At 43.5% G+C, this 22,297-nt stretch carries 17 protein-coding genes; 2 read left to right on the forward strand and 15 right to left on the reverse strand.

Annotated elements, in window-relative coordinates; all coding sequences use genetic code 11:
* Positions 1–233 precede the first annotated feature (233 nt).
* Both carA and carB read left to right on the forward strand, forming a co-directional pair.
* Positions 234–1,394: a glutamine-hydrolyzing carbamoyl-phosphate synthase small subunit gene (gene carA, locus Xish_RS04890; RefSeq protein WP_099116953.1), complete on the forward strand. Its 1,161-nt coding sequence runs from the start codon at positions 234–236 to the stop codon at positions 1,392–1,394.
* A gap of 16 nt (positions 1,395–1,410) precedes the next feature.
* Positions 1,411–4,635, forward strand: a complete 3,225-nt coding sequence (gene carB, locus Xish_RS04895) for a carbamoyl-phosphate synthase large subunit (protein ID WP_099116954.1) — start codon at positions 1,411–1,413, stop codon at positions 4,633–4,635.
* Between the two features lie 108 nt (positions 4,636–4,743).
* On the opposite strand, the gene Xish_RS04900 is transcribed toward carB, so the two are convergent.
* The 15 genes from Xish_RS04900 to prfC form a co-directional block, all read right to left on the reverse strand.
* Positions 4,744–5,019 (reverse strand): helix-turn-helix domain-containing protein, encoded by a 276-nt coding sequence (locus tag Xish_RS04900; RefSeq protein WP_099116955.1) that lies wholly within the window; start codon positions 5,017–5,019, stop codon positions 4,744–4,746.
* A gap of 18 nt (positions 5,020–5,037) precedes the next feature.
* A complete protein-coding gene (locus tag Xish_RS04905) occupies positions 5,038–5,880 on the reverse strand; it encodes an MrpH family fimbial adhesin (RefSeq protein WP_099116956.1) in 843 nt (280 codons plus the stop codon).
* 64 nt (positions 5,881–5,944) lie between these two features.
* Complete coding sequence (locus Xish_RS04910) at positions 5,945–6,508, reverse strand: fimbrial protein (protein ID WP_099116957.1); 564 nt, start codon at positions 6,506–6,508, stop codon at positions 5,945–5,947.
* A 118-nt stretch (positions 6,509–6,626) separates the two neighbouring features.
* Positions 6,627–7,385: a fimbria/pilus periplasmic chaperone gene (locus tag Xish_RS04915; RefSeq protein WP_099116958.1), complete on the reverse strand. Its 759-nt coding sequence runs from the start codon at positions 7,383–7,385 to the stop codon at positions 6,627–6,629.
* Between the two features lie 128 nt (positions 7,386–7,513).
* Positions 7,514–10,156, reverse strand: a complete 2,643-nt coding sequence (locus Xish_RS04920) for an outer membrane usher protein (RefSeq protein WP_099118672.1) — start codon at positions 10,154–10,156, stop codon at positions 7,514–7,516.
* Positions 10,157–10,654: 498 nt separating this feature from the next.
* The gene (locus Xish_RS04925) at positions 10,655–11,194 is read right to left on the reverse strand and encodes a fimbrial protein (RefSeq protein ID WP_099116959.1); all 540 of its coding nucleotides are present in this window, start codon (positions 11,192–11,194) and stop codon (positions 10,655–10,657) included.
* Positions 11,195–11,920: 726 nt separating this feature from the next.
* Positions 11,921–12,637 carry a purine-nucleoside phosphorylase gene (gene deoD, locus Xish_RS04930; RefSeq protein ID WP_099116960.1) on the reverse strand — a complete coding sequence of 239 codons (717 nt, stop codon included), beginning with the start codon at positions 12,635–12,637 and terminating at the stop codon, positions 11,921–11,923.
* A gap of 73 nt (positions 12,638–12,710) precedes the next feature.
* A complete protein-coding gene (gene deoB / locus Xish_RS04935) occupies positions 12,711–13,934 on the reverse strand; it encodes a phosphopentomutase (protein WP_099116961.1) in 1,224 nt (407 codons plus the stop codon).
* A 77-nt stretch (positions 13,935–14,011) separates the two neighbouring features.
* Positions 14,012–15,367 (reverse strand): thymidine phosphorylase, encoded by a 1,356-nt coding sequence (deoA, locus tag Xish_RS04940; protein WP_099116962.1) that lies wholly within the window; start codon positions 15,365–15,367, stop codon positions 14,012–14,014.
* Between the two features lie 84 nt (positions 15,368–15,451).
* Complete coding sequence (deoC, locus tag Xish_RS04945) at positions 15,452–16,231, reverse strand: deoxyribose-phosphate aldolase (RefSeq protein WP_099116963.1); 780 nt, start codon at positions 16,229–16,231, stop codon at positions 15,452–15,454.
* Between the two features lie 108 nt (positions 16,232–16,339).
* Entirely contained in the window at positions 16,340–17,605 is a 1,266-nt protein-coding gene (locus Xish_RS04950) for a NupC/NupG family nucleoside CNT transporter (protein ID WP_208614840.1), read from the reverse strand.
* 297 nt (positions 17,606–17,902) lie between these two features.
* Positions 17,903–18,673 (reverse strand): TatD family hydrolase, encoded by a 771-nt coding sequence (locus Xish_RS04955; protein WP_099116965.1) that lies wholly within the window; start codon positions 18,671–18,673, stop codon positions 17,903–17,905.
* Positions 18,674–19,792 carry a patatin-like phospholipase family protein gene (locus tag Xish_RS04960; protein WP_099116966.1) on the reverse strand — a complete coding sequence of 373 codons (1,119 nt, stop codon included), beginning with the start codon at positions 19,790–19,792 and terminating at the stop codon, positions 18,674–18,676.
* 295 nt (positions 19,793–20,087) lie between these two features.
* Positions 20,088–20,489 (reverse strand): BON domain-containing protein, encoded by a 402-nt coding sequence (locus Xish_RS04965; protein WP_099116967.1) that lies wholly within the window; start codon positions 20,487–20,489, stop codon positions 20,088–20,090.
* A 206-nt stretch (positions 20,490–20,695) separates the two neighbouring features.
* The gene (prfC, locus tag Xish_RS04970) at positions 20,696–22,285 is read right to left on the reverse strand and encodes a peptide chain release factor 3 (RefSeq protein ID WP_099116968.1); all 1,590 of its coding nucleotides are present in this window, start codon (positions 22,283–22,285) and stop codon (positions 20,696–20,698) included.
* Positions 22,286–22,297 lie beyond the last annotated feature (12 nt).

Below are 22,297 nucleotides of genomic sequence, written 5' to 3' on the forward strand. Positions count from 1 at the left end.
TTATCTGCTCACCCTTTCCTTATATTTTTCAGCTACATTTATTCAAACTCAGATCAAGAGTTGTAAAAAAGCCAATAAAAATGCCATTTTTTATAGACAACCCCCTTTCTCATCATTAGAATGCGCGCAATTTGCCAAAATTTTGACAAAAATCATGATTGGCATTGATTTTAAGGATTAATTCTGAATTAATATGCATCGGATGCGACTTATTATTCATCTTGGAGGGCGTTTTGATTAAGTCAGCTATATTGGTTCTAGAAGATGGAACCCAATTTCACGGTCGCGCCATTGGTGCTGAAGGTGTGGCTGTTGGGGAAGTGGTCTTCAATACCTCAATGACCGGATATCAAGAAATACTTACCGACCCTTCCTATTCCCGCCAAATTGTTACTCTTACTTATCCCCATATTGGTAATGTCGGCATCAATGCCGCTGATGAAGAATCCCCCGCCATTCAAGCCCAAGGCTTAGTTATTCGTGATTTACCCTTAGTGACCAGTAACTTCCGCAGTGAAGAAAACCTGTCTGATTACCTGAAACGTCATAATATCGTTGCTATCGCAGATATCGATACCCGTAAACTGACCCGCCTGTTAAGAGAAAAAGGGGCACAGAACGGCTGTATCATTGCAGGTCATGAGACAGATGCTCAAATTGCACTGGAAAAAGCAAAAGCATTTCCTGGCCTGAAAGGTATGGATTTGGCAAAAGAAGTCACGACAACACAATCTTACCAATGGGTACAAGGAAGCTGGACATTAGAGGATGGGCTACCCGAAGCTCGCAAAGAGCAAGAATTGCCTTACCACATTGTGGCCTATGATTTTGGGGTCAAACGCAATATCCTGCGTATGTTGGTAGATCGCGGTTGCCGCGTTACCGTTGTGCCGGCAAAAACCCCCGCAGATGAAGTGCTGAAAATGGCACCGGATGGCATTTTCCTGTCCAATGGGCCTGGTGACCCAGAGCCATGCGATTATGCTATTGAAGCAATTAAAACGTTCCTGAATACCGAAATTCCTGTGTTTGGTATCTGTTTGGGACATCAATTGCTGGCTCTCGCCAGTGGCGCAAAAACAGTGAAAATGAAGTTTGGTCATCATGGCGGAAATCATCCAGTTAAAGATCTGGATCGCAATGTTGTCATGATCACTGCACAGAACCACGGTTTTGCGGTTGATGAAAGTTCACTGCCAGCCAATCTGCGTGTAACACATAAGTCACTTTTTGACGGCACATTGCAAGGCATTCATCGTACTGACAAGCCAGCATTCAGTTTTCAGGGGCACCCGGAAGCCAGCCCTGGCCCACATGAAGCCGCTTCGCTGTTCGATCACTTTATCGAGTTAATTGAGCAATATCGCCTGACAAACGTTCAGAACACCAAATAATCAGGAGAAGAAAAAAATGGCAAAACGTACTGATATTAAAAGTATCCTGATCTTAGGTGCTGGCCCAATCGTTATTGGACAGGCTTGTGAATTTGACTACTCCGGCGCACAGGCTTGTAAAGCGCTGCGGGAAGAAGGTTATCGCGTCATTCTGGTAAACTCGAACCCAGCAACGATAATGACCGATCCTGAAATGGCTGATGCAACTTATATCGAGCCGATCCATTGGGAAGTCGTGCGCAAAATCATTGAAAAAGAGCGTCCTGATGCCATCCTGCCAACAATGGGTGGGCAGACGGCACTAAACTGTGCACTGGAGCTGGAGCGCCAGGGCGTACTAAAAGAATTTGATGTCACCATGATTGGTGCTACCGCTGATGCCATTGATAAAGCAGAAGACCGCCAGCGTTTTGACAAGGCGATGAAGAAAATCGGTTTGGACACTGCTCGTTCTGGCATTGCCCACACGATGGAAGAAGCACTGGCAGTCGCTGAAGACGTAGGTTTTCCTTGCATTATTCGCCCTTCTTTTACGATGGGCGGAACCGGTGGCGGTATCGCCTACAACCGTGAAGAATTTGAAGAAATTTGTGAACGTGGCTTAGATCTTTCTCCAACCAATGAATTATTGATCGATGAATCCCTGATTGGCTGGAAAGAGTATGAAATGGAAGTGGTGCGGGATAAAAACGATAACTGCATTATCGTCTGTTCGATTGAAAACTTCGATCCAATGGGTATCCATACCGGTGATTCCATCACCGTAGCGCCAGCACAGACACTGACCGACAAAGAATACCAAGTCATGCGTAACGCTTCGATGGCGGTATTGCGTGAAATTGGTGTGGAAACCGGTGGTTCAAACGTTCAGTTTGCAGTGAACCCGAAAAATGGCCGCCTGATCGTCATTGAAATGAACCCACGAGTTTCCCGTTCATCAGCATTGGCTTCCAAGGCAACAGGTTTCCCAATCGCGAAAATCGCCGCAAAACTGGCTATCGGTTATACCCTTGATGAATTGATGAACGATATCACGGGCGGACTCACCCCAGCGTCTTTCGAGCCTTCCATCGATTATGTTGTGACGAAAATTCCTCGCTTCAACTTTGAGAAATTTGCCGGCAGCAATGACCGCCTAACCACTCAGATGAAATCTGTTGGTGAGGTGATGGCAATTGGCCGTACTTTCCAAGAGTCCATGCAGAAAGCTCTGCGCGGTCTGGAAGTCGGTGCGACCGGATTTGATGCCAAAGTTAATCTGGATGATCCACAATCCCTGACCAAAATCCGCAGTGAATTGAAAGATGCAGGTGCTGAGCGTATTTGGTATATCGCTGATGCTTTCCGTGCTGGTATGTCCGTTGACGGACTCTTTAACCTGACCAATATCGACCGCTGGTTCTTGATACAAATTGAAGAGTTGATTCGTCTGGAAGAACAAGTTGCAGAACAAGGTATTAACGGCCTTACCCTTGATTTCCTGCGCCACCTTAAGCGTAAAGGTTTTGCTGATGCGCGTCTGGCGAAACTGGTGGGAGTCTCTGATAAAGAGATCCGTAAACTCCGCTATGACTACAAGTTATATCCAGTTTATAAGCGTGTTGATACCTGTGCGGCAGAATTTGCTACAGATACTGCTTACATGTACTCCACATACGAAGACGAATGTGAAGCCAATCCGAACAGCGACAAACCGAAAATCATGGTATTGGGCGGAGGCCCGAACCGCATCGGGCAAGGCATTGAGTTCGATTATTGCTGCGTACATGCTGCTCTGGCTCTGCGTGAAGATGGTTTTGAGACCATCATGGTGAACTGTAACCCAGAAACAGTTTCTACCGATTATGACACTTCCGATCGTCTTTATTTTGAACCTGTTACACTGGAAGACGTACTGGAAATCGTGCGGGTTGAACAACCAAAAGGCGTTATCGTCCAGTATGGCGGCCAGACGCCGCTGAAACTGGCTCGTGAACTGGAAGCAGCCGGTGTACCCATTATTGGCACCAGCCCTGATGCCATTGACCGTGCAGAAGACCGTGAGCGTTTCCAGCAAGCCGTTAATCGTCTTGGCCTGAAACAACCAGCCAATGCCACTGTATCCGCTATCGAGCAGGCGGTTGAAAAAGGTAATGAGATTGGCTATCCACTGGTCGTCCGCCCATCTTATGTGCTGGGGGGACGTGCAATGGAAATCGTATACGACGAGTCAGACTTGCGCCGTTACTTCCAAACTGCGGTGAGTGTATCTAACGATGCGCCGGTTCTGCTGGATCGTTTCCTTGATGATGCTGTTGAAGTTGATGTGGATGCTATCTGTGATGGTGAACGTGTCCTGATTGGCGGCATTATGGAACATATCGAGCAAGCGGGTGTTCACTCCGGTGACTCAGCTTGTTCTTTACCAGCTTATACCTTAAGCAAAGAAATTCAGGATGTTATGCGCCAGCAAGTTGAAAAACTGGCCTTTGAACTGCGTGTCCGTGGTCTGATGAACGTCCAGTTTGCGGTGAAAGACAACGAAGTTTATCTGATTGAAGTAAACCCACGTGCAGCACGTACCGTCCCATTTGTTTCCAAAGCAACGGGTATGCCGCTGGCAAAAATAGCAGCACGTGTGATGGCAGGCCAATCTCTGCTTGAGCAAGGTACTATTGAAGAGATCATTCCACCTTACTACTCCGTGAAAGAAGTCGTACTGCCATTCAATAAATTCCCAGGCGTTGACCCCATTCTGGGACCAGAAATGCGTTCTACCGGTGAAGTCATGGGAGTTGGCCGTACTTTTGCCGAAGCCTTTTCAAAAGCGATGTTAGGCAGTAATTCCACCATGCGTAAGCAAGGCCGGGCGCTATTGTCTGTACGCGAAGGTGATAAAGAGCGTGTTGTCGATTTGGCAGCTAAATTACTTAAACACGGCTTTGAACTGGACGCGACACACGGTACAGCCATTGTATTGGGAGAAGCAGGGATCAATCCACGTTTGGTAAATAAAGTTCATGAAGGACGCCCGCATATTCAGGACAGGATCAAAAATGGTGAATACGACTATATCGTTAATACCACTGCGGGTCGCCAGGCGATTGAAGATTCAAAACTGCTGCGTCGCAGTGCATTGCAATATAAAGTGCACTATGACACAACCTTGAATGGTGGTTTTGCAACGACGATGGCACTGAGTGCTGATCCTACTGAGCAGGTTATTTCTGTACAAGAGATGCATGCTAAAATTGCCAAATAAATATACCTAAAATAACGCTACCAAATAAGATACCGTCATTTTTGGCGGTATCTTTCTGAAAAAAAGCCATTCCTGAATGGGAATGGCTACTATCAATTAAACTCAATATTATAAACCCAGAATTGTTTCTGCTACACAAGTATATTGGTTATTCATATGAACCTTAGGGGGAGTAAAACAATCCTCTAAAAACCAATTTGCCGGCGTTTGCAGGGCGATAGAAATAGCAACCAAATGCTCCAGGCTTATTTTATTGGTTCCGCGTTCATAACGTGACAATTGCTGATGGCTAACTCCAATGTTGTCTGCCAGCTCTGCTGCTGTCACTCCAATTTCTTTTCTTTTCATTTGGATTCTTTTTCCTACCAGCATACTGACTTGCATAATATTTCTACTCTCAATTTATAAATAAGTTAAATAAACTATTGCAGTACCTTCATATTTTCCGGCTTTCGGGGGAGTTAGTGTGTGCAATACTGACGTCAGTTTGAAATTCGTGTATTCATTTGGCCTTTGTGTTGTGACCCTCACGCCGTTTGCCGCATTCTTTCCATTAATTTGCAACGTTGAATACATTTGTTTATTGGAATCGAGGTAAACCTTGTCTTCATTATCAGTTGATTTGGCATGCAATATAATTGCGTTACTATAAGCAGTACATTTAAATTTACCGTCAATTGATCGGGTCGCATTATTTATTTCTGTCGCGGTTAATTCCCCATAAGCAATTTCAGAAGGTAAATTAATTTCACAACTTTGATTTGGAGGCGGCATTTTATTGCAAGTGGAATTGGGAAATTGTTCAGCCCAACCATATCCCTCTTTTATATCAGTTGTATAAAACAAACCAATACAATCCGCATTTGTGCTCATGATGGTAAACGTTACCCGTAGAGGAATGCCAAATTTTTGTTTATAAGCTCGCATAACGTCAGCGGTTGTCGGGTATTGATGAGCATCACTCAGGCACACCTCTGCCTCTCTACAGGAGCCATGCATTCCTGGCTTTTTCCACTCGCCCCTATATTGAACATCTGGGCCAACATAGCATGGATTCCTTTCATAGCAAGGATTGGGGATCCCTTCTTCCTCTGTCCATGCAATGATTTCCATAGTTGTAATCGCTTGATTACCTGATGGGATCGTATTAACCGGCATAACATAAGCCCCACCATAGGCATTTATGGCACTGACCAAAAACAACAGGGCTGCTAGCTTCAACAACGATTTTTTAATATGGTGCATAACTTATTTTCCAATAGCATTAAACTTTAACTAAAGATCGTGGATGAAAAACCAGTCAGCATGACTAGTCATAATTAACTTCAAAAGTCGCGATTGCAGTAAATGGACCAAAACCAATCTTTTTCTCTTGAATAACGCGAGGAGTAGCTTGTACATACGCCTGGAATGTAATCTTGTTATCTCTGCTATTAGCTAATAATGGAAATTCACTGGTTTTATTAAACGGCATCGGTGTACCATCAATTTTTTCCATACCAATAGCAATGCCATGAAGACGATCGTTAGATCTCACTGCCAACAACCCCGGTAGCTCTTGGCTCATTTCTCCCAAAAATTTGATCTTTAACCGTTTTATCATCTGAGGATCACAATCCGTTAAATACAGATAAAATGGCTTACCCTTTGTACGATGCTTCAGATAAAGATCGTTGTTAAGAATGTTTTCAAAATCCACTTCTATGTTTTGACTTTCTGTCTTAATCGAACAAGCGGGAGCAAGTACAGTTAGCGTAATTCTGACATCCTGACGCAGATTATCCCGTGCATATGCACTTTGCTGGCTACCAATGCCGAAAAGAAACAGTATCGGCAATACATATCTGGATAATCTGATGCTTAACGGATTCATTATTATTTACCCTACATTTATCCAACTAGTTACCGAAAAAACTCACCATATTTCGGCTAATTCTGTGTTGATGCCCCGCCAACACCTTGATTGACGGCGCGTCATCAATACAACTCAATCAGTTTCCATTAGTCACAACTTTTGTCACTGCACAGGTATTGCCACTACAAGTAAATGTTAACTGTGGACGTCCACCATAATCATTGACATAAGTCAGTACTGGGGTATTACCTAATGAATTAGCGGTGCCTCCAAGTTTTTCACTACTTCTGGGTGCCAACATAAGAGGTGTAAATTCCTCTACACTTTTACCGTCCACCTTGTTCGATGCTTCTGAAATAGTGATGTAATAAGGTGTCGGGTTATTCACCATATATTGATTACCTTCACGGGTTAGGGTGAGTTTTTCCTGCCAGGGATTATCAAGATCAATACGGCGTGCAATCACAGCGTCAGGGCGATAAAACAATTTGACACGGGTCTGCAAAGCGATTTGCAGCACGTTTGATTTTTCACTGCGTGGTGGAATTTCACGTATGTTGAAATAGAACAGACTTTCCCGATCTTGTGGCAATTGGGCTATCGCCGGCAGTGTTTGAATTTTGACCTGACTCTTCGCACCAGCCTCAACACGTTGTACCGGTGGAACAACCACAATCGGACTATTGATCTTATTTCCCTTATCATCTTCAATCCATGCCTGTGCCAAATAAGGCAAATCAAGATGCTGATTTTCAATATTCAGGCTGACAGATTTTGTGTTTCCATTAAAAATCACACGAGTGCGATCTAACGCTATCGCTGCCGTTGCCTGATGAATCGGCATCAAGCAGCTTACCGTCATAGCGGTTATCATTAGAATATTTTTCAGTTTCATAGTGTAATTTGCTCAAGCTCAAAAGAGACTCATGTTTATGTGCTGCACTAGCCAATCACCGCATTTTTCAAATCAAACAAATATAATACTTTATTAAATAACGATTTTTCGGATAGTTTCATTCCAATTTACTTATTATCATCTGTTAAAAACTGGCAAGGTAGCAAAAGTGAAGTTAAAGACTCTGACGTCATTTCATCTGGCACGGTAATCTCGCACTGGGTTTGTCCATCCCAATGCACTTGCAGTTTTTCCCCCTGATTTATTCCACTCAGATAAGCATATCCTTCATCACTGACAATCCCGATTTCACGCTGAACAGAATTCAAGACAGAAGCACCAAAAGGTGGGAATGAGCCGTCCGGTAACCGGATAATTGTCATCGCTTTACTTCCTGATATCACTTGGAATTGACGATAACCAATCGCACCTTCCGTTAATGTTGCCTGCTGAACAGAACGCAGTGCCTCTACATCATCAGGTAAGTTATCTAAATCAATATTCGCTCTGTTACGATAGTAGCTATTCACATCAGCCAACACAGCTTTACCAAAATAGTTAGTATGTACCGCTGAACCAAATCCTCGAATAGGCACATTGCGAACCCCTTCTGTATCTACCATCAGGCGAGTTGCGCCAGGCATATTAGTACGGTGCAGGGCAGCCCCTTTTGCCGTTACCGTTACGCCACCTTGCAGGCCAAGGGCTGCCGTAGTATTGCCACCATCCCGATAACTGGCACTGGCAGTGAGTAATGTCTGATCACCATAATGGTTATAATAGCCATCAACGGATGCCCTGCCATCGACACTCGTACCCATTGAAATACGATAGTTATTGCGATCATCAATACGATCAAAATAACCCACTGTATGTGCATTGCCCTGACGATTAACCAATCCGTTGTAGCTGACAGTGCCACTTTCTCCCCACGGGATGGAAAGATTCAGATACATGCCATCATCTTTTTTATTGTCAAAATTGTTACGATAGGCTGACAGATTGACGCTGATATTTTTATAACGCCCAATATCAAAATACTTGGATAAGGAAATGTTATAGCGATCGTTTGTTGGCCGATTCCAGTAAGTTTGATGGCTATAGTTAAGGTAAGCAGTTAAACCAATATCTATAAATTGCTTATTGAAGGTAATGGTGTACATCTCCTTACCGCTATTGGAAGAAACGTTGCGATAGCGGCGATCGATATACTGCCCCATATTCATGAAATTGCGCTCAGAGAAACGATATCCGGCAAATGTCACCTGACTGTTATATTGATCAAAACGTTTCGAATAACTAAGACGATAAGATCCACCTGTCAGCGTTTTGTTTTCTCCCGGTAATCTTGCCCTCGATTCCGTCATATCAAACGACAATGCACCAAACATCACCAGGTCGCGGCCGATCCCCAGTGATAAGGCGTTATAATCTCCCGCAGCTAAAAGACCACCATACAGCGACCAGCCATTGTTAATTCCCCACGAGAATTCACCCAGACCGAACGCAGGCCCTTCGCGACGGTGTTTATCATTAGTGGATTGGCCACCAACAAGTTTGTACTGTACTCGTCCGGGACGGGTCAGATAAGGAATAGTCGCAGTATTAACCTGAAACTCTTGTACACTACCGTCTTGCTCTTCGACTCTGACGTCCAATGTTCCTACTACTGCATCACTAAGATCCTGAATACGGAATGGACCAGAAGCGACCTGAGTTTCATACAGCACTCTCCCCTGTTGTCTGACTGTCACCTTGGCATTAGTCCGTGCTACACCTGTGACTTCAGGCGCATATCCACGTAAATTCGGTGGTAACATATTTTCATCAGTCACTAAACTGACACCCGTATAGCGGAAACTATCGAAGATGCTGGAATTGAGGTAATCCTCACCCAATGTCAATTTCGCTTCCAGACGAGGGATAGCACGATATACATAGTAACGACTCCAATCCCAATCACGCTTTCTTCCCTCAGAATTCCCCCATTTATCACCATCCTGGCTTTTGAAATGGTTATATCTGGCCTGCCAGTCTGCCCGAAAACGCCACTCCCCGACATTCATTCCTGCTGTTCCAATAGCACTTATCTGCTGGTTGCTACTACCGTGAACAGGTTTAGAGGTTTGTGCGTTAACGTTATAATCAAACAGTAGTCCGGGTATCCCATTATCCCAACGAGCAGGGGGGTCCCAATCGGGTAAGTCATATTCCAGATAAATTTTGGGTATGATCAAATAAAGCGTATAAGTGGCGAGATCACCTCTGGCTGACATACCAGGCAACGAATTAAAATCAAGGCATTTCCCCTCATTCTGCCAGACTAATTTTTCTATCCAGTTTTGTTTCAGGGCGATTTGTTTCACCAATTCAGGAGATATACAGGCTTCACTACCTTTTGGCTCATCAGTCGGTGCAATAAAATCGATAGAATAGGTATCCGAAAGTTCATGCTGATTCATCCGAACACTCATCATATAATTCCCCGGCATGATATAACCTGCACGGGCAAATTTATCCAAATCAATATTGGCACGTTCACTGATATCTAATGCACCAATATTGAATTCAACTGATGATCTGGAATGAGCAACCTGAACGCCAGACAATGCAAACAGTATAAGAGAAAAAAGAGGATTAATTCCGAATAGTAGGTGCTCCTTTTTTATTTTATTAGTTACTCTTTTTTGATTAATCACATTATCTCTATTACTGTTTGTCTTTTTATTACTGATTACTTTTCTATTATCAAATAAAAAACCATGATTCATAGAATCTGAAAACAAAGCCATAGCACCCTCTGAACAATGAATCGTTAATCATCCAGTTTGAAATTAGCCGCTGTCAGACATAACCAAGTCTGTAAGCGTACAGGAGTTCTTACCTCATACATGGCGTCATTAAAGTTCATCGATCTAAATTGAGGAGCCTGACCGATACTGAAGTTGCAGAGATAGCCACATGTCCTGCCTAGCCGTAATATGTTACGTTCTCTGTTTATATTTCACTGATTAAATAAATAAAAAAAGGGTATTTCAGTTTACCACTATAGGGATCATTTTGTTAATGACACAATCTGTTTACTCAATCATGAATAATATTGATTTACATCAATAAAATAGATCTTGTTACAGAATATTGTAGTCATACCTTACTTACACGTTATATCCCAGAAATACCCTAAATATATTATCAGGAAAGTCAAGATTAACAATTAAAGTGAATTTCCTGATATTCAAGCAATAAAAATTATCAGATAGCTTGTAATATTATAGGTAGTTTAAAGTAAAGTTTGCGATAGCAGTGAAATCACCAGGTTTCACTTCTCCAGTGCCTTTACCGTCTTCCCCTACTACTGTCAAACCTTTCAGATGTGCCGCGAAGTTCAGATCGTTGTTGCCATCATGCAGAGACATTGCGTCTGATTCTGTCCCCAAAGGAATCACTTTGTTTCCGTGGTTAGTGATTGCGATTGCTGCACCTTGTGCTGTACCTTCGATAGCCAGTAAACCTTTCTCACTCGCTTCTGCGCCAGTAAAGGTGGTTTTCACGCTTTTTTGAGTCTCAGTAGTACAACCTTCTAATTCAATTTTGAAAGATTTGGAAGCTGAGCGGCCGCCATCTTTCAGAACGTGACTGGAAACAGCGCCCAGATCAACTTCAACATTGGTGTTTTTGATTGAGCAAGGCGCATCAATGATAGAACCTCTGAATTTAACTGTACCACTACCTTGATTAGTCGCACTTGCCGCACCAGCAGCTAAAGCCACACCAAAACCTACAACCATCGCTAATTTGTTCAGTTTCATAATTTTACTTATTCCTTTAATCGAAAAATAGATATTAATAACCAAAAGGAAGCCGAAGCACAGAAATTAATTTCTGACACTTAGGCAAATGATTATTTAGTTTTTTGACATGGATCATAATCTGTCAAAATAAACCAAACCGGCAATATCATTCTACATAATAAACCTTAAGTCAAATTTCAGATAATAAAACTACTTATGCTCCTTAACGTCATATGAAATATGAGTTTTTGCAAAAAAGTACGCATAACGAGTAGTATATATTACTAATTATCTCTCAATTTTGGGTTATTCCCCTGAGTTATATCGAGCAATGTTTAGTAATTCAGCATCTTAATTGGCGTTGTTTTATTGCTCTATTTTATCTACCTGAAAGGAAGGTTCATTTTATTATCCTGATATAATCATAACATTTAGTTTTTATTATCATGATTATCTGGAAAGTTAAGATAAAAACAGAATATTTATCCAATAAATATGATTAACAAGCTAATTATTAATTGAAAATATTTCTTAAAAATACTGTTTAAATTATATTAAGATTATTATCTTTTTATTCATTTTCTAATCAAATTAGAAAATAGAAAACACCTATTAAATAAACGACTAAAGCCTATTCTTAATAATAGGCATAAATTGACATATAATTTATAAACAAAAAGCCCTTTCCAATGACGGAAAGGGCTTGTGATTTTTTAATCAAACGCGTAAATTATTTACAATTTTTTAATTATCGCCCAGCAAAATGGATTCAAGCGCAATCTCGATCATGTCATTAAATGTATTCTGCCGCTCTTCCGCGGTGGTTTGTTCACCAGTACGGATATGATCAGACACAGTACAAATCGCCAACGCTTTTGCCCCAAATTCAGCAGCAACACCGTAAATACCCGCGGCTTCCATTTCAACCCCCAGGATGCCATATTTTTCCATTACGTCGAACATTTGAGGATCTGGTGTATAAAACAGATCCGCAGAGAAGATATTACCGACACGCGTATTGATATTCTTCGCCTTCGCTGCATCCACTGCATGACGAACCAGATCAAAGTCAGCAATCGCTGCGAAATCGTGATCTTTAAAACGCAGGCGGTTTACTTTGGAATCAGTACATGCACCCATACCGATCACAACATCACGGATCTTAACGTCTTTGCTGACCGCACCACAGGAACCAATACGGATGATTTTTTTGACACCAAATTCCGTGATCAGCTCTTTGGCGTAGATAGAGCAAGATGGGATACCCATTCCATGGCCCATAACAGAGATGCGGCGGCCTTTGTAAGTACCGGTGAAACCCAGCATACCGCGGACATTGTTAACCTGACGGGCATCTTCCAAGAAAGTTTCTGCAATGTATTTTGCACGCAGTGGGTCACCTGGCATCAAAACAACATCAGCAAAATCGCCCATCTCAGCATTAATATGTGGGGTGGCCATAATTTTATTTCCTTGTTTTTATTACGTATCAAAATAGATGAAAATGGGGAGACGCTGAGGTCTCCACCAAAAATTAAAACATCGCTTTACCGTAATCCATTGGTGTCAGATCGAAGTATTTTGCTACTGTCTGCCCCATGTCGGCGAATGTTTCACGATGTCCTAGTGAACCTGGCTTAACTTTTTGGCCGTAAACCAGAACCGGAACATGTTCACGTGTGTGATCTGTTCCCGCCCAAGTCGGGTCACAACCATGGTCAGCGGTTAAAATCAGAATGTCATCTTCTTTAACTAATTTCAGCATTTCAGGTAAACGACGATCGAACAACTCCAGCGCTGCCGCGTAACCGGCAACATCACGGCGGTGACCGTAGGAAGAGTCAAAATCAACAAAATTGGTAAATACGATGGTGTTATCTCCCGCTTGCTCCATTTCAATCAGCGAAGCATCAAACAGGGCATCAATTCCTGTCGCCTTGACTTTTTTGGTGATCCCGACATTTGCGTAAATATCTGCAATTTTGCCAATGGAAACCACTTCCCCCTTCTTTTCATCAACCAATTTTTTCAGGACAGTTGGGGCGGGTGGCTCAACGGCCAAATCATGACGATTGCCAGTACGCTGGAAATTGCCGGCTTTATCACCCACAAATGGACGGGCAATAACACGACCAATGTTATATTCGCCAATATTCAACTCTTCACGAGCAATTTCACACAGCTCGTACAGACGATCCAAGCCAAATGTCTCTTCATGGCAAGCAATCTGGAAAACAGAATCCGCAGAGGTATAGAAAATCGGTTTACCGGTTTTCATATGCTCTTCACCCAACTTGTCCAAAATCACGGTACCGGAAGAGTGACAGTTACCCAGATACCCCGGCAGATTTGCCCGTTCAACCAGTTTATCCAGCAATTCCTGTGGGAAGCTGTTTTCTTCGTCACGGAAATAACCCCAGTCAAACAGCACCGGAACGCCTGCAATTTCCCAGTGTCCTGACGGCGTGTCTTTACCAGAAGAAAGTTCACTCGCGTAACCATAAGCACCGATAATTTCGGCATCTTTATCCAGGCCAATTGGGAACGTTCCGCAAGACTCTTCCGCTGCCTTACCCAATCCCAAACGGCTCAGGTTTGGCAAGTGTAGCTGCCCCTTACGGCCAATATCAGCCTCACCAAGGGCACAACGTTCTGCAATATGACCCAAAGTGTTAGATCCCTCGTCACCAAACTTTTCAGCATCAGCCGTTGCACCGATACCAAAGGAATCCAATACCATGATAAATGTACGTTTCATAATGTTCTCCTGCGTCAATTCACGCTATCAATGCGGAAACTGCCAGCTATTAAAATCAATTTAAATGCTTGTATGATTTATCCACGGATATAACGATAAACCATAGGTGTGGTGGCTTGTGTCTCGCTTTCCTTAAAAACAAGCGCCTTACGTACTGCTTCTGCGGCTTCATGCCAGGCACTCTCGCTATTGGCATGAACGATTGCTAAGGGAGTATCCGCGTTCACTTTTGTGCCCAGCGCAACGATATCACTCAGCCCCACACTGTAATTAATCGGATCTGTCGCCTTACGACGTCCTCCGCCCAATGCAACAACAGACATGCCTAAGGCTCTGGTATCCATTTCTGCAACGATGCAATTTTTTCCCGCTAATATCTGTTCAGACAATACTTCTCCAGCCAATACTGGCCTGACGAATTCCGCAGTCGGGAGGTAGCGGGGATAATTTTCGACAAAATCAGTCGGCCCTTTCTGCGCTGCCACCATACGACCAAATGTTTCCGCCGCCCGTCCACTGTCCAGTGCTGCCTGTAGCTTACGGTATGCATCGTCACGACCGATAGCCAAATTACCTGAAACCAGCATCTCAGCAGATAGTGCCATAGTAACTTCAAATAACCGAGGGTTACGGTATTCTCCCGTCAAGAATTGAACGGCTTCACGCACTTCCAAAGCATTACCCGCGCTGGATGCCAAAACTTGATTCATATCCGTCAATAGTGCCGTGGTTTTACAACCTGCACCATTAGCGACTTTAACGATAGCTTCTGCCAGTTGTTCCGACTGTTCGTAGGTTGGCATAAATGCCCCGGAACCCACTTTCACATCCATGACCAAAGCATCCAGTCCTTCGGCCAGTTTTTTACCCAAGATGGAGGCAGTGATCAAAGGAATAGAATCAACAGTTGCCGTAATATCACGTGTCGCATAAAAACGTTTATCCGCAGGTGCCAGCAAATTTGTTTGCCCGATAATGGCAATACCTACGTCGCGAATAATATCGCGGAAACGGTGCTCATCAGGGAAAATATCAAAGTCGGGAATGGATCCTAATTTATCCAGCGTTCCTCCGGTATGCCCCAAGCCACGTCCCGATATCATCGGCACATATCCCCCACAAGCCGCCACCATTGGGCCAAGTATCAGGGAAGTGACATCTCCCACACCGCCCGTCGAATGTTTATCGACAATCGGTCCGGGTAAATTTAATTTTTTCCAATCTAAAACAGTTCCAGAATCACGCATCGCTAATGTCAGTGCGACACGCTCCGCCATCGTCATATCATGGAAATAGATAGTCATTGCCAGTGCAGCAATCTGCCCTTCGGAAACCGTATTATCGCGGATACCGTTAATAAAGAAGCGGATCTCTTCTTCATTCAATGGATGACCATCACGTTTTTTGCGGATAATTTCCTGTGCCAGAAACAAAGCTACCTCCCAATCATGATTATCTGAAAAGAATGGCAGTAACGCACACTATCTTAACGTGTGTGCAATCAGTCATTATTGATCTCAATAACCACTACTCTGCTTTTGGTTCTGATGTCCAAGCGTAGTCAGCAAACTCCCCAACAAACTGGAAGCTCCGAAACGGAAATGACGGGAATCAACCCATCTGTCTCCCATAATACGTTCTGCCAACGCCAAATATTGTGCCGCTTCTTCGCTAGTGCGCACACCGCCTGCCGGTTTAAAGCCAACGCGATCTCCTGCGTCCATATCACGGATCACACTCAACATAATTTCGGCACTTTCCAGTGTTGCATTAACAGGAACCTTACCGGTTGAGGTTTTGATGAAATCCGCTCCAGCCTTAATTGAAATTTCCGATGCTTTACGAATCAAAGCTGCTTCTTTTAATTCACCCGTTTCAATAATGACTTTTAGCCAGACGCCTGATTCAGAACAGGCTGTTTTACAGGCTTTTACCAAGTCAAAACCAATCTGCTCATTACCCGCCATCAAAGCGCGATAAGGGAAAACAACATCCACTTCATCAGCACCATAAGCTATGGCAGCACGAGTTTCAGCCAGTGCAATGTCGATATCATCATTGCCATGTGGGAAATTAGTCACCGTGGCAATGCGAATATCAGGAGTTCCTTGCTCGCGCAATACCTTACGTGCCACAGGGATAAAACGTGGGTAGATACAGATAGCTGCCGTATGTCCGGCTGGACTGTTTGCCTGACGACAAAGTGCAGTCACTTTCTCATCTGTATCATCATCATTAAGTGTAGTTAAATCCATCAAACCCAGCGCACGCTGAGCGGCGGCAGTTAAATCGGTCATAAAACTCTCCAACGGTATTATTATCGTCACTGAATCAGACAACAGACTTAAAACAAAAGCAGGTGAGAAATCTCACCTGCATTCAATTTGATATAGATTTCCTGCGTCTTACAACGAGAGGAAGAATCCGGCAATTGTTGCACTCATCAAGTTAGAGAGTGAACCTGCCAATACAGCTTTCAAGCCGAAACGGGCAATGTCACCGCGACGGTTTGGTGCCATACCACCTAAGCCGCCCAACAGGATCGCGACAGAAGACAAGTTAGCAAAGCCACAAAGGGCAAAAGAGATAATTGCCTTAGTATGGTCAGAAAGCACCTGTAGACCTGCGGCCTGAACAACATCATCCGCTTTCAGGTATTCACCAAAGTTCATAAATGCCACGAACTCGTTGACCACTAATTTCTGCCCGATAAAAGAGCCTGCAATTGTTGCTTCATTCCATGGAACACCGATCAGGTAGGCGATTGGTGCAAAGACCCAACCCAAAATCAGTTCCATCGATAATTGAGGATAATCGAACCAGCCGCCAATACCACCTAAGATACCGTTCAGCAACGCAATCAATGCGGTGAATGCCAACAGCATTGCACCAACATTCAAGGCTAACTGCATACCCGATGCCGCCCCCGATGCCGCAGCATCAATTACGTTTGCCGGGCGCTCTTCTGCGGCAACCAACGACATGGCATCAGCCGTATCATGGGTTTTTTCTGTTTCTGGCACGATCAATTTCGCAAACAGCAAACCACCTGGTGCAGCCATAAATGAAGCTGCGATCAGGTATTCCAATGGAACGCCCATGGATGCATAGCCTGCCAGAACTGAACCCGCAACTGAAGCTAAACCGCCACACATAACGGCAAACAACTCAGACTGTGTCATGGTCGAAATATATGGGCGTACAACCAGAGGAGCCTCAGTTTGACCTACGAAAATATTCGCAGTCGCAGACAAAGATTCAGTTCGTGATGTTCCCAATATTTTCTGCAATCCACCACCTAATATTTTGATGATAATCTGCATAATGCCCATGTAATACAGCACCGCAATAAGTGATGAGAAGAAAACAATCACGGGCAGAACACGCAGGGCAAAGATAAAGCCACCACCACCAAACAATTCAAACATTTTGTCGGAAACCAGTCCGCCAAAAATAAAATCTGTCCCTTTTTGGCCATATCCAATCACATTGGAAACACCTGCTGACATTCCTTCCAGAATGTCTTTACCGGCTGGTACGTAAAGTACAAATGCCCCAACAGCAACCTGAATCAGAAAGGCGCCCAGGACAGTGCGGATTTTAATAGCTCGATAATTACTGGAAAAAAGTACTGCGATAAAAACCAGCACTACCATCCCGATCAGGCTCATAAGGAGTTGCATTGGAAGAATCCCTGTTCACTGAATAAATAATAAGAAAATATGTCAGTTATTCGATAAGTTCCTACTGACATTGTGTGCGAGCCGATTATACCTAGGACTAAAAAGGAACAAGCAACTAACATCACAAATTAATGCTACAAAAAGTAATATAAAAACTAAAAATGAGATATTCATCACACAAAACCACCTAATTTCGATGGAATTAGATAATTTAACGGAGAAAAAGATGAAAAACGGGATAAATAGGCAAAGAATATAAATTAAGTATTATTAATGTGTTATAAGTCAACGCAGTGCAAATAAGGTCAGACTATTTTGGTAAATTTGATTGGCGATTTCATCTGACGGCTCTCTTCGTAACTCACACAATGCGGCGAAAACCTGTGCAACTCTTTCTGGCCGATTTGGCTGCCCCTGAAACCCTGATAACGGCATATCAGGCGCATCCGTTTCTAATACCAAAGATGACAGGGGTAATTGTGAAATGGTGTTACGTGTCTTTTGCGCCCTGTCATAGGTAATTGTTCCGCCGACACCAATGTAAAACCCCAGGCGAATAAAAGCTTGAGCCTGGGATAAACTCCCCGCAAAACCATGAATAACCCCTGCTCGTGGTAACTTATGTATTCTCAATATTGCCGCTAATTGATCATGGCTTTTTCTGGAATGGAGGATGACAGGTAGATCATATTGTTTAGCGCGTTTTAGCTGTGCTTCTAACATACTTTTCTGCTTTTCAAACTGCGGATCTGGCATATAAAGGTCAAGGCCAATTTCACCTACCGCTACGCATTTGGCCTCTTTTTTCTGTAGTTTTTGCTCCAACTCATCCAAGTGAACCTCTTGATGTTCAGCAATATAGAGTGGATGTAAACCAAATGCGGCATAAATTGGCGCATAAGCCTCAGCCAACGCAGAAACTCTCTGGAAGTTCATTTGACTTACTGTGGGGATAATAATTTTTTCCACGCCCACTTGTCTGGCTTGTTGCAGGCTTGCTATTTCATCACCAGTAAAAGGGGGAAAATCAAAATGGCAATGTGTATCAATAAACATTTAATTATCCAGATTATCCATCATAAAAGTTCCTGTTGTTTGTCTATGTTCCATCACATCAGGTGCAGGAGATTCCGCTGACGGGCAATGATTGCCACTGTTTAGGAAATGGTTTCGCCGAAAACAGTGGTGTTCAGAACTTAACCCTGTACGGCATACTCCATAGCTATTACGTTCTGCATCCCCAAATTTTCCTTCAACAAAAGTGTGCCCAATCGTTGCCAGAAAATATCGCCCGCAACGCCGTCCCAAATGATAATCCTGATTTAACGCACTAAGCCGACTGCCCAAAGCCATTGTAGCCAATGGTGCTGGTGGATAAATTTCGAAGATCTGCACGCCATCCGGTGGATTTTCGATAAATTTCTGTGTCCGGCGATAACTCTGTGCATGGAGGTTGAGCATCTTGACCATTTTTTGCAAGCTGCTGGCCTCTAACCAGCGCTCTACGCGCTTGAACCACTGGGGAGTGTAGTAAAGCTGTGAAGGAACGGTACGGATCACCACTATAGTATCCGCACCTCGACGATAAGCTTCCTGCACTGGGATTGCATCACAAATGCCGCCATCCTGATAAACCACATCCCCCAGAGTAACCCCATTACGATAGAACCCCGGAATGGCACTTGAAGCTTTGATAATATCCATCCAGTTTTTATCATCAGGATGCAGGTAATTCGGTTCAAAATTATCCGAACGACAAGCGCACATGTAGAATTCACGTCCAGCATCAAACTGTCGCATTGCGACGGAAAGATTGAGTGGTAACTGCTCAGACACGGTATCAATATACCAATCTAAATCGACCAGATGCCCACCGCGCACAAAGCGTAATGGATTAAAAAAAGCGGGGTCGGTCGTATAACGGTTGATTACCTTGCGTGCATATCCCCTCTGACCACAAATATAGGCAGAAAGATTTTGCGCTCCCGCAGATGTCCCAAGGAACAGTTCAAACGGGTTAAAGCCAAGACGGAGAAATTCATCCAAAACACCGGCGGTAAAAATACCTCTCTGACCACCACCTTCACAAACGAGTGCAATTTTCCCAGGTTTGATCTGTGGTTTATAAGCTAAAGGTTCGATGTTACCCAATGTTATTGAAATATGTTTCCCCATTTTTCTCTTCCTCTGAAAGTCAATGGCAGCACCAAGCCATAGCACATTAGCCGAATATCTATCAGTATATCGTTACCCAAACAACTTGCTTGTAACATTTTTATAAAAATTGAAAAAATAGAGCATCAATAGTTAAACTGATATGAAAATAGCAAGTTATCGGAATGCCGTCAGCGAATAACATTCCTATGAATAATCTCATTACTTAACAAGATATTATCTGAGGAAAAGAAACGGAAAGAGTGGCTATCATCAACCACTCTATTAACGATGTCTATTATTTTTCAGATTAAGATTATTTCTTAATCTCTATCGTACTTTTTATTGATTTGACACCTTTTATTCCATGAACAATCTTCACTATTTTCGCTGCTTGATGTTTGTTTTTGACAACACCGGAAAGATGGACAACACCTTTTTCAGTTTTCACCGAAATGTCATGACTATTGATACCCTTATGTTCCAGCAGTTTTTCTTTCACTTTTGCTGTAATGGCACTATCGTCTAAATAAGCATCTGCTTTTTGCAAGGATTGATCAATTTTTTTCCCTGCACTATCGATAGATTTATCGAGTTGTTGCCCTGTACTCTCCAGCGTTTTTCCCACAGAAAGATCCGCCGCCAGAGCACTACTACTGACCAATGCCGAGCCTAAAACAACAGCCAGTAGTGAATGTGTGAACTTGATATTTTTCATCCTACCACCTTTTTAAATTTTTTAACTTCAGCCTGAACCGTTACCAAAACAGTATGTCAATTAGGCAATGGTGATAAAATGAGATTTACAAAAAATAACGTATATTTTCATTAATCCAGAGAGTTATTCTTTTATTTGCACGAGCAACAGAATATATGGATAAAATAAAGATAAGGGCCAACAGGATAGCTGGCCCTGAAAGAATATTAATGTTCCCGTGTCTTACGGAAGGAAACGTCAGGATAGCGCTCACTGGTCAAGTTTAAATTGACCATAGTTGGTGCAATGTAAGTTAAGTTATCACCGCCATCGAAAGCCAGATTTTGCTCATTTTTGCGCTTGAACTCTTCCAACTTCTTCGCATCGCTGCACTCGACCCAGCGAGCCGTAGAAACGTTAACCGGTTCATACAGCGCTTCAACGTTGTATTCACTCTTCAAACGGGCAACAACAACATCGAACTGAAGCACACCTACCGCCCCGACGATCAAATCGTTATTAGACAGCGGACGGAATACCTGCACAGCACCTTCTTCTGATAGTTGCACCAGACCTTTCAGCAATTGTTTCTGCTTCAACGGATCACGCAGACGAATACGACGGAACAATTCAGGAGCAAAGTTAGGAATACCGGTAAACTTCAGCTCTTCACCTTGGGTAAAGGTATCGCCAATCTGAATGGTGCCATGATTATGCAGACCGATAATGTCCCCTGGATAAGCATGTTCGACATGAGAGCGATCTCCGGCCATAAAGGTCAGTGCATCAGAAATGACAACGTCTTTCTTAATGCGAACCTGACGCAATTTCATGCCTTTTTCATATTTACCGGAAACAACCCGCAAAAATGCCACACGGTCACGGTGTTTCGGATCCATATTCGCCTGAATTTTGAAAACAAAACCGGTGAATTTTTCTTCACCGGCAGCCACCTCACGCGCATCAGTCTGACGAGGCATTGGGGTTGGAGCCCATTTAACCAGGCCATCCAGCATATGATCAACACCAAAGTTACCCAATGCAGTACCAAAGAAGACAGGTGTTAATTCTCCCTGTAAAAAGGCTTCCTGATCAAATTCATGGGATGCGCCTTTGACAAGTTCCAGCTCTTCGCGCAATTGATTCGCCAGCTCGTCACCCACCGCTGCATCCAGTTCAGGGTTGTCCAATCCTTTGATAGCGCGAACTTCCTGAATGGTATGCCCCTGACCTGATTGGTACAGGTAAGTTTCATCAAGGTAGAGGTGATAGACACCTTTAAAGGATTTACCACAGCCGATTGGCCATGTGATTGGGCTACAGGCAATATTCAGCTCATTTTCCACTTCATCCATTAGCTCCATTGGATCACGAATATCACGGTCGAGCTTGTTCATGAATGTCAGGATCGGCGTATCACGCAGGCGAGTGACTTCCATCAACTTACGGGTACGATCCTCAACCCCTTTCGCGGCATCAATGACCATCAAACAGCAGTCAACGGCAGTCAAGGTACGGTAAGTATCTTCCGAGAAGTCTTCGTGTCCTGGGGTATCCAGTAAGTTAACCAAACAATCAGCATAAGGAAACTGCATCACGGAAGTGGTAATGGAAATACCACGCTGTTTTTCCATCTCCATCCAGTCTGATTTAGCGTGTTGGTTGGAGCCTCGGCCTTTTACCGTTCCCGCTTTCTGGATCGCCTGTCCGAACAATAATACTTTTTCGGTAATGGTTGTTTTACCCGCATCCGGGTGAGAAATTATTGCAAACGTTCTTCGCTTGGCGACTTCACTGGCGAAAATTGGATTTTGCATGGGGATTTTTCC

The organism is Xenorhabdus ishibashii (genome assembly GCF_002632755.1).
In the GTDB taxonomy this organism is placed as follows: domain Bacteria; phylum Pseudomonadota; class Gammaproteobacteria; order Enterobacterales; family Enterobacteriaceae; genus Xenorhabdus; species Xenorhabdus ishibashii.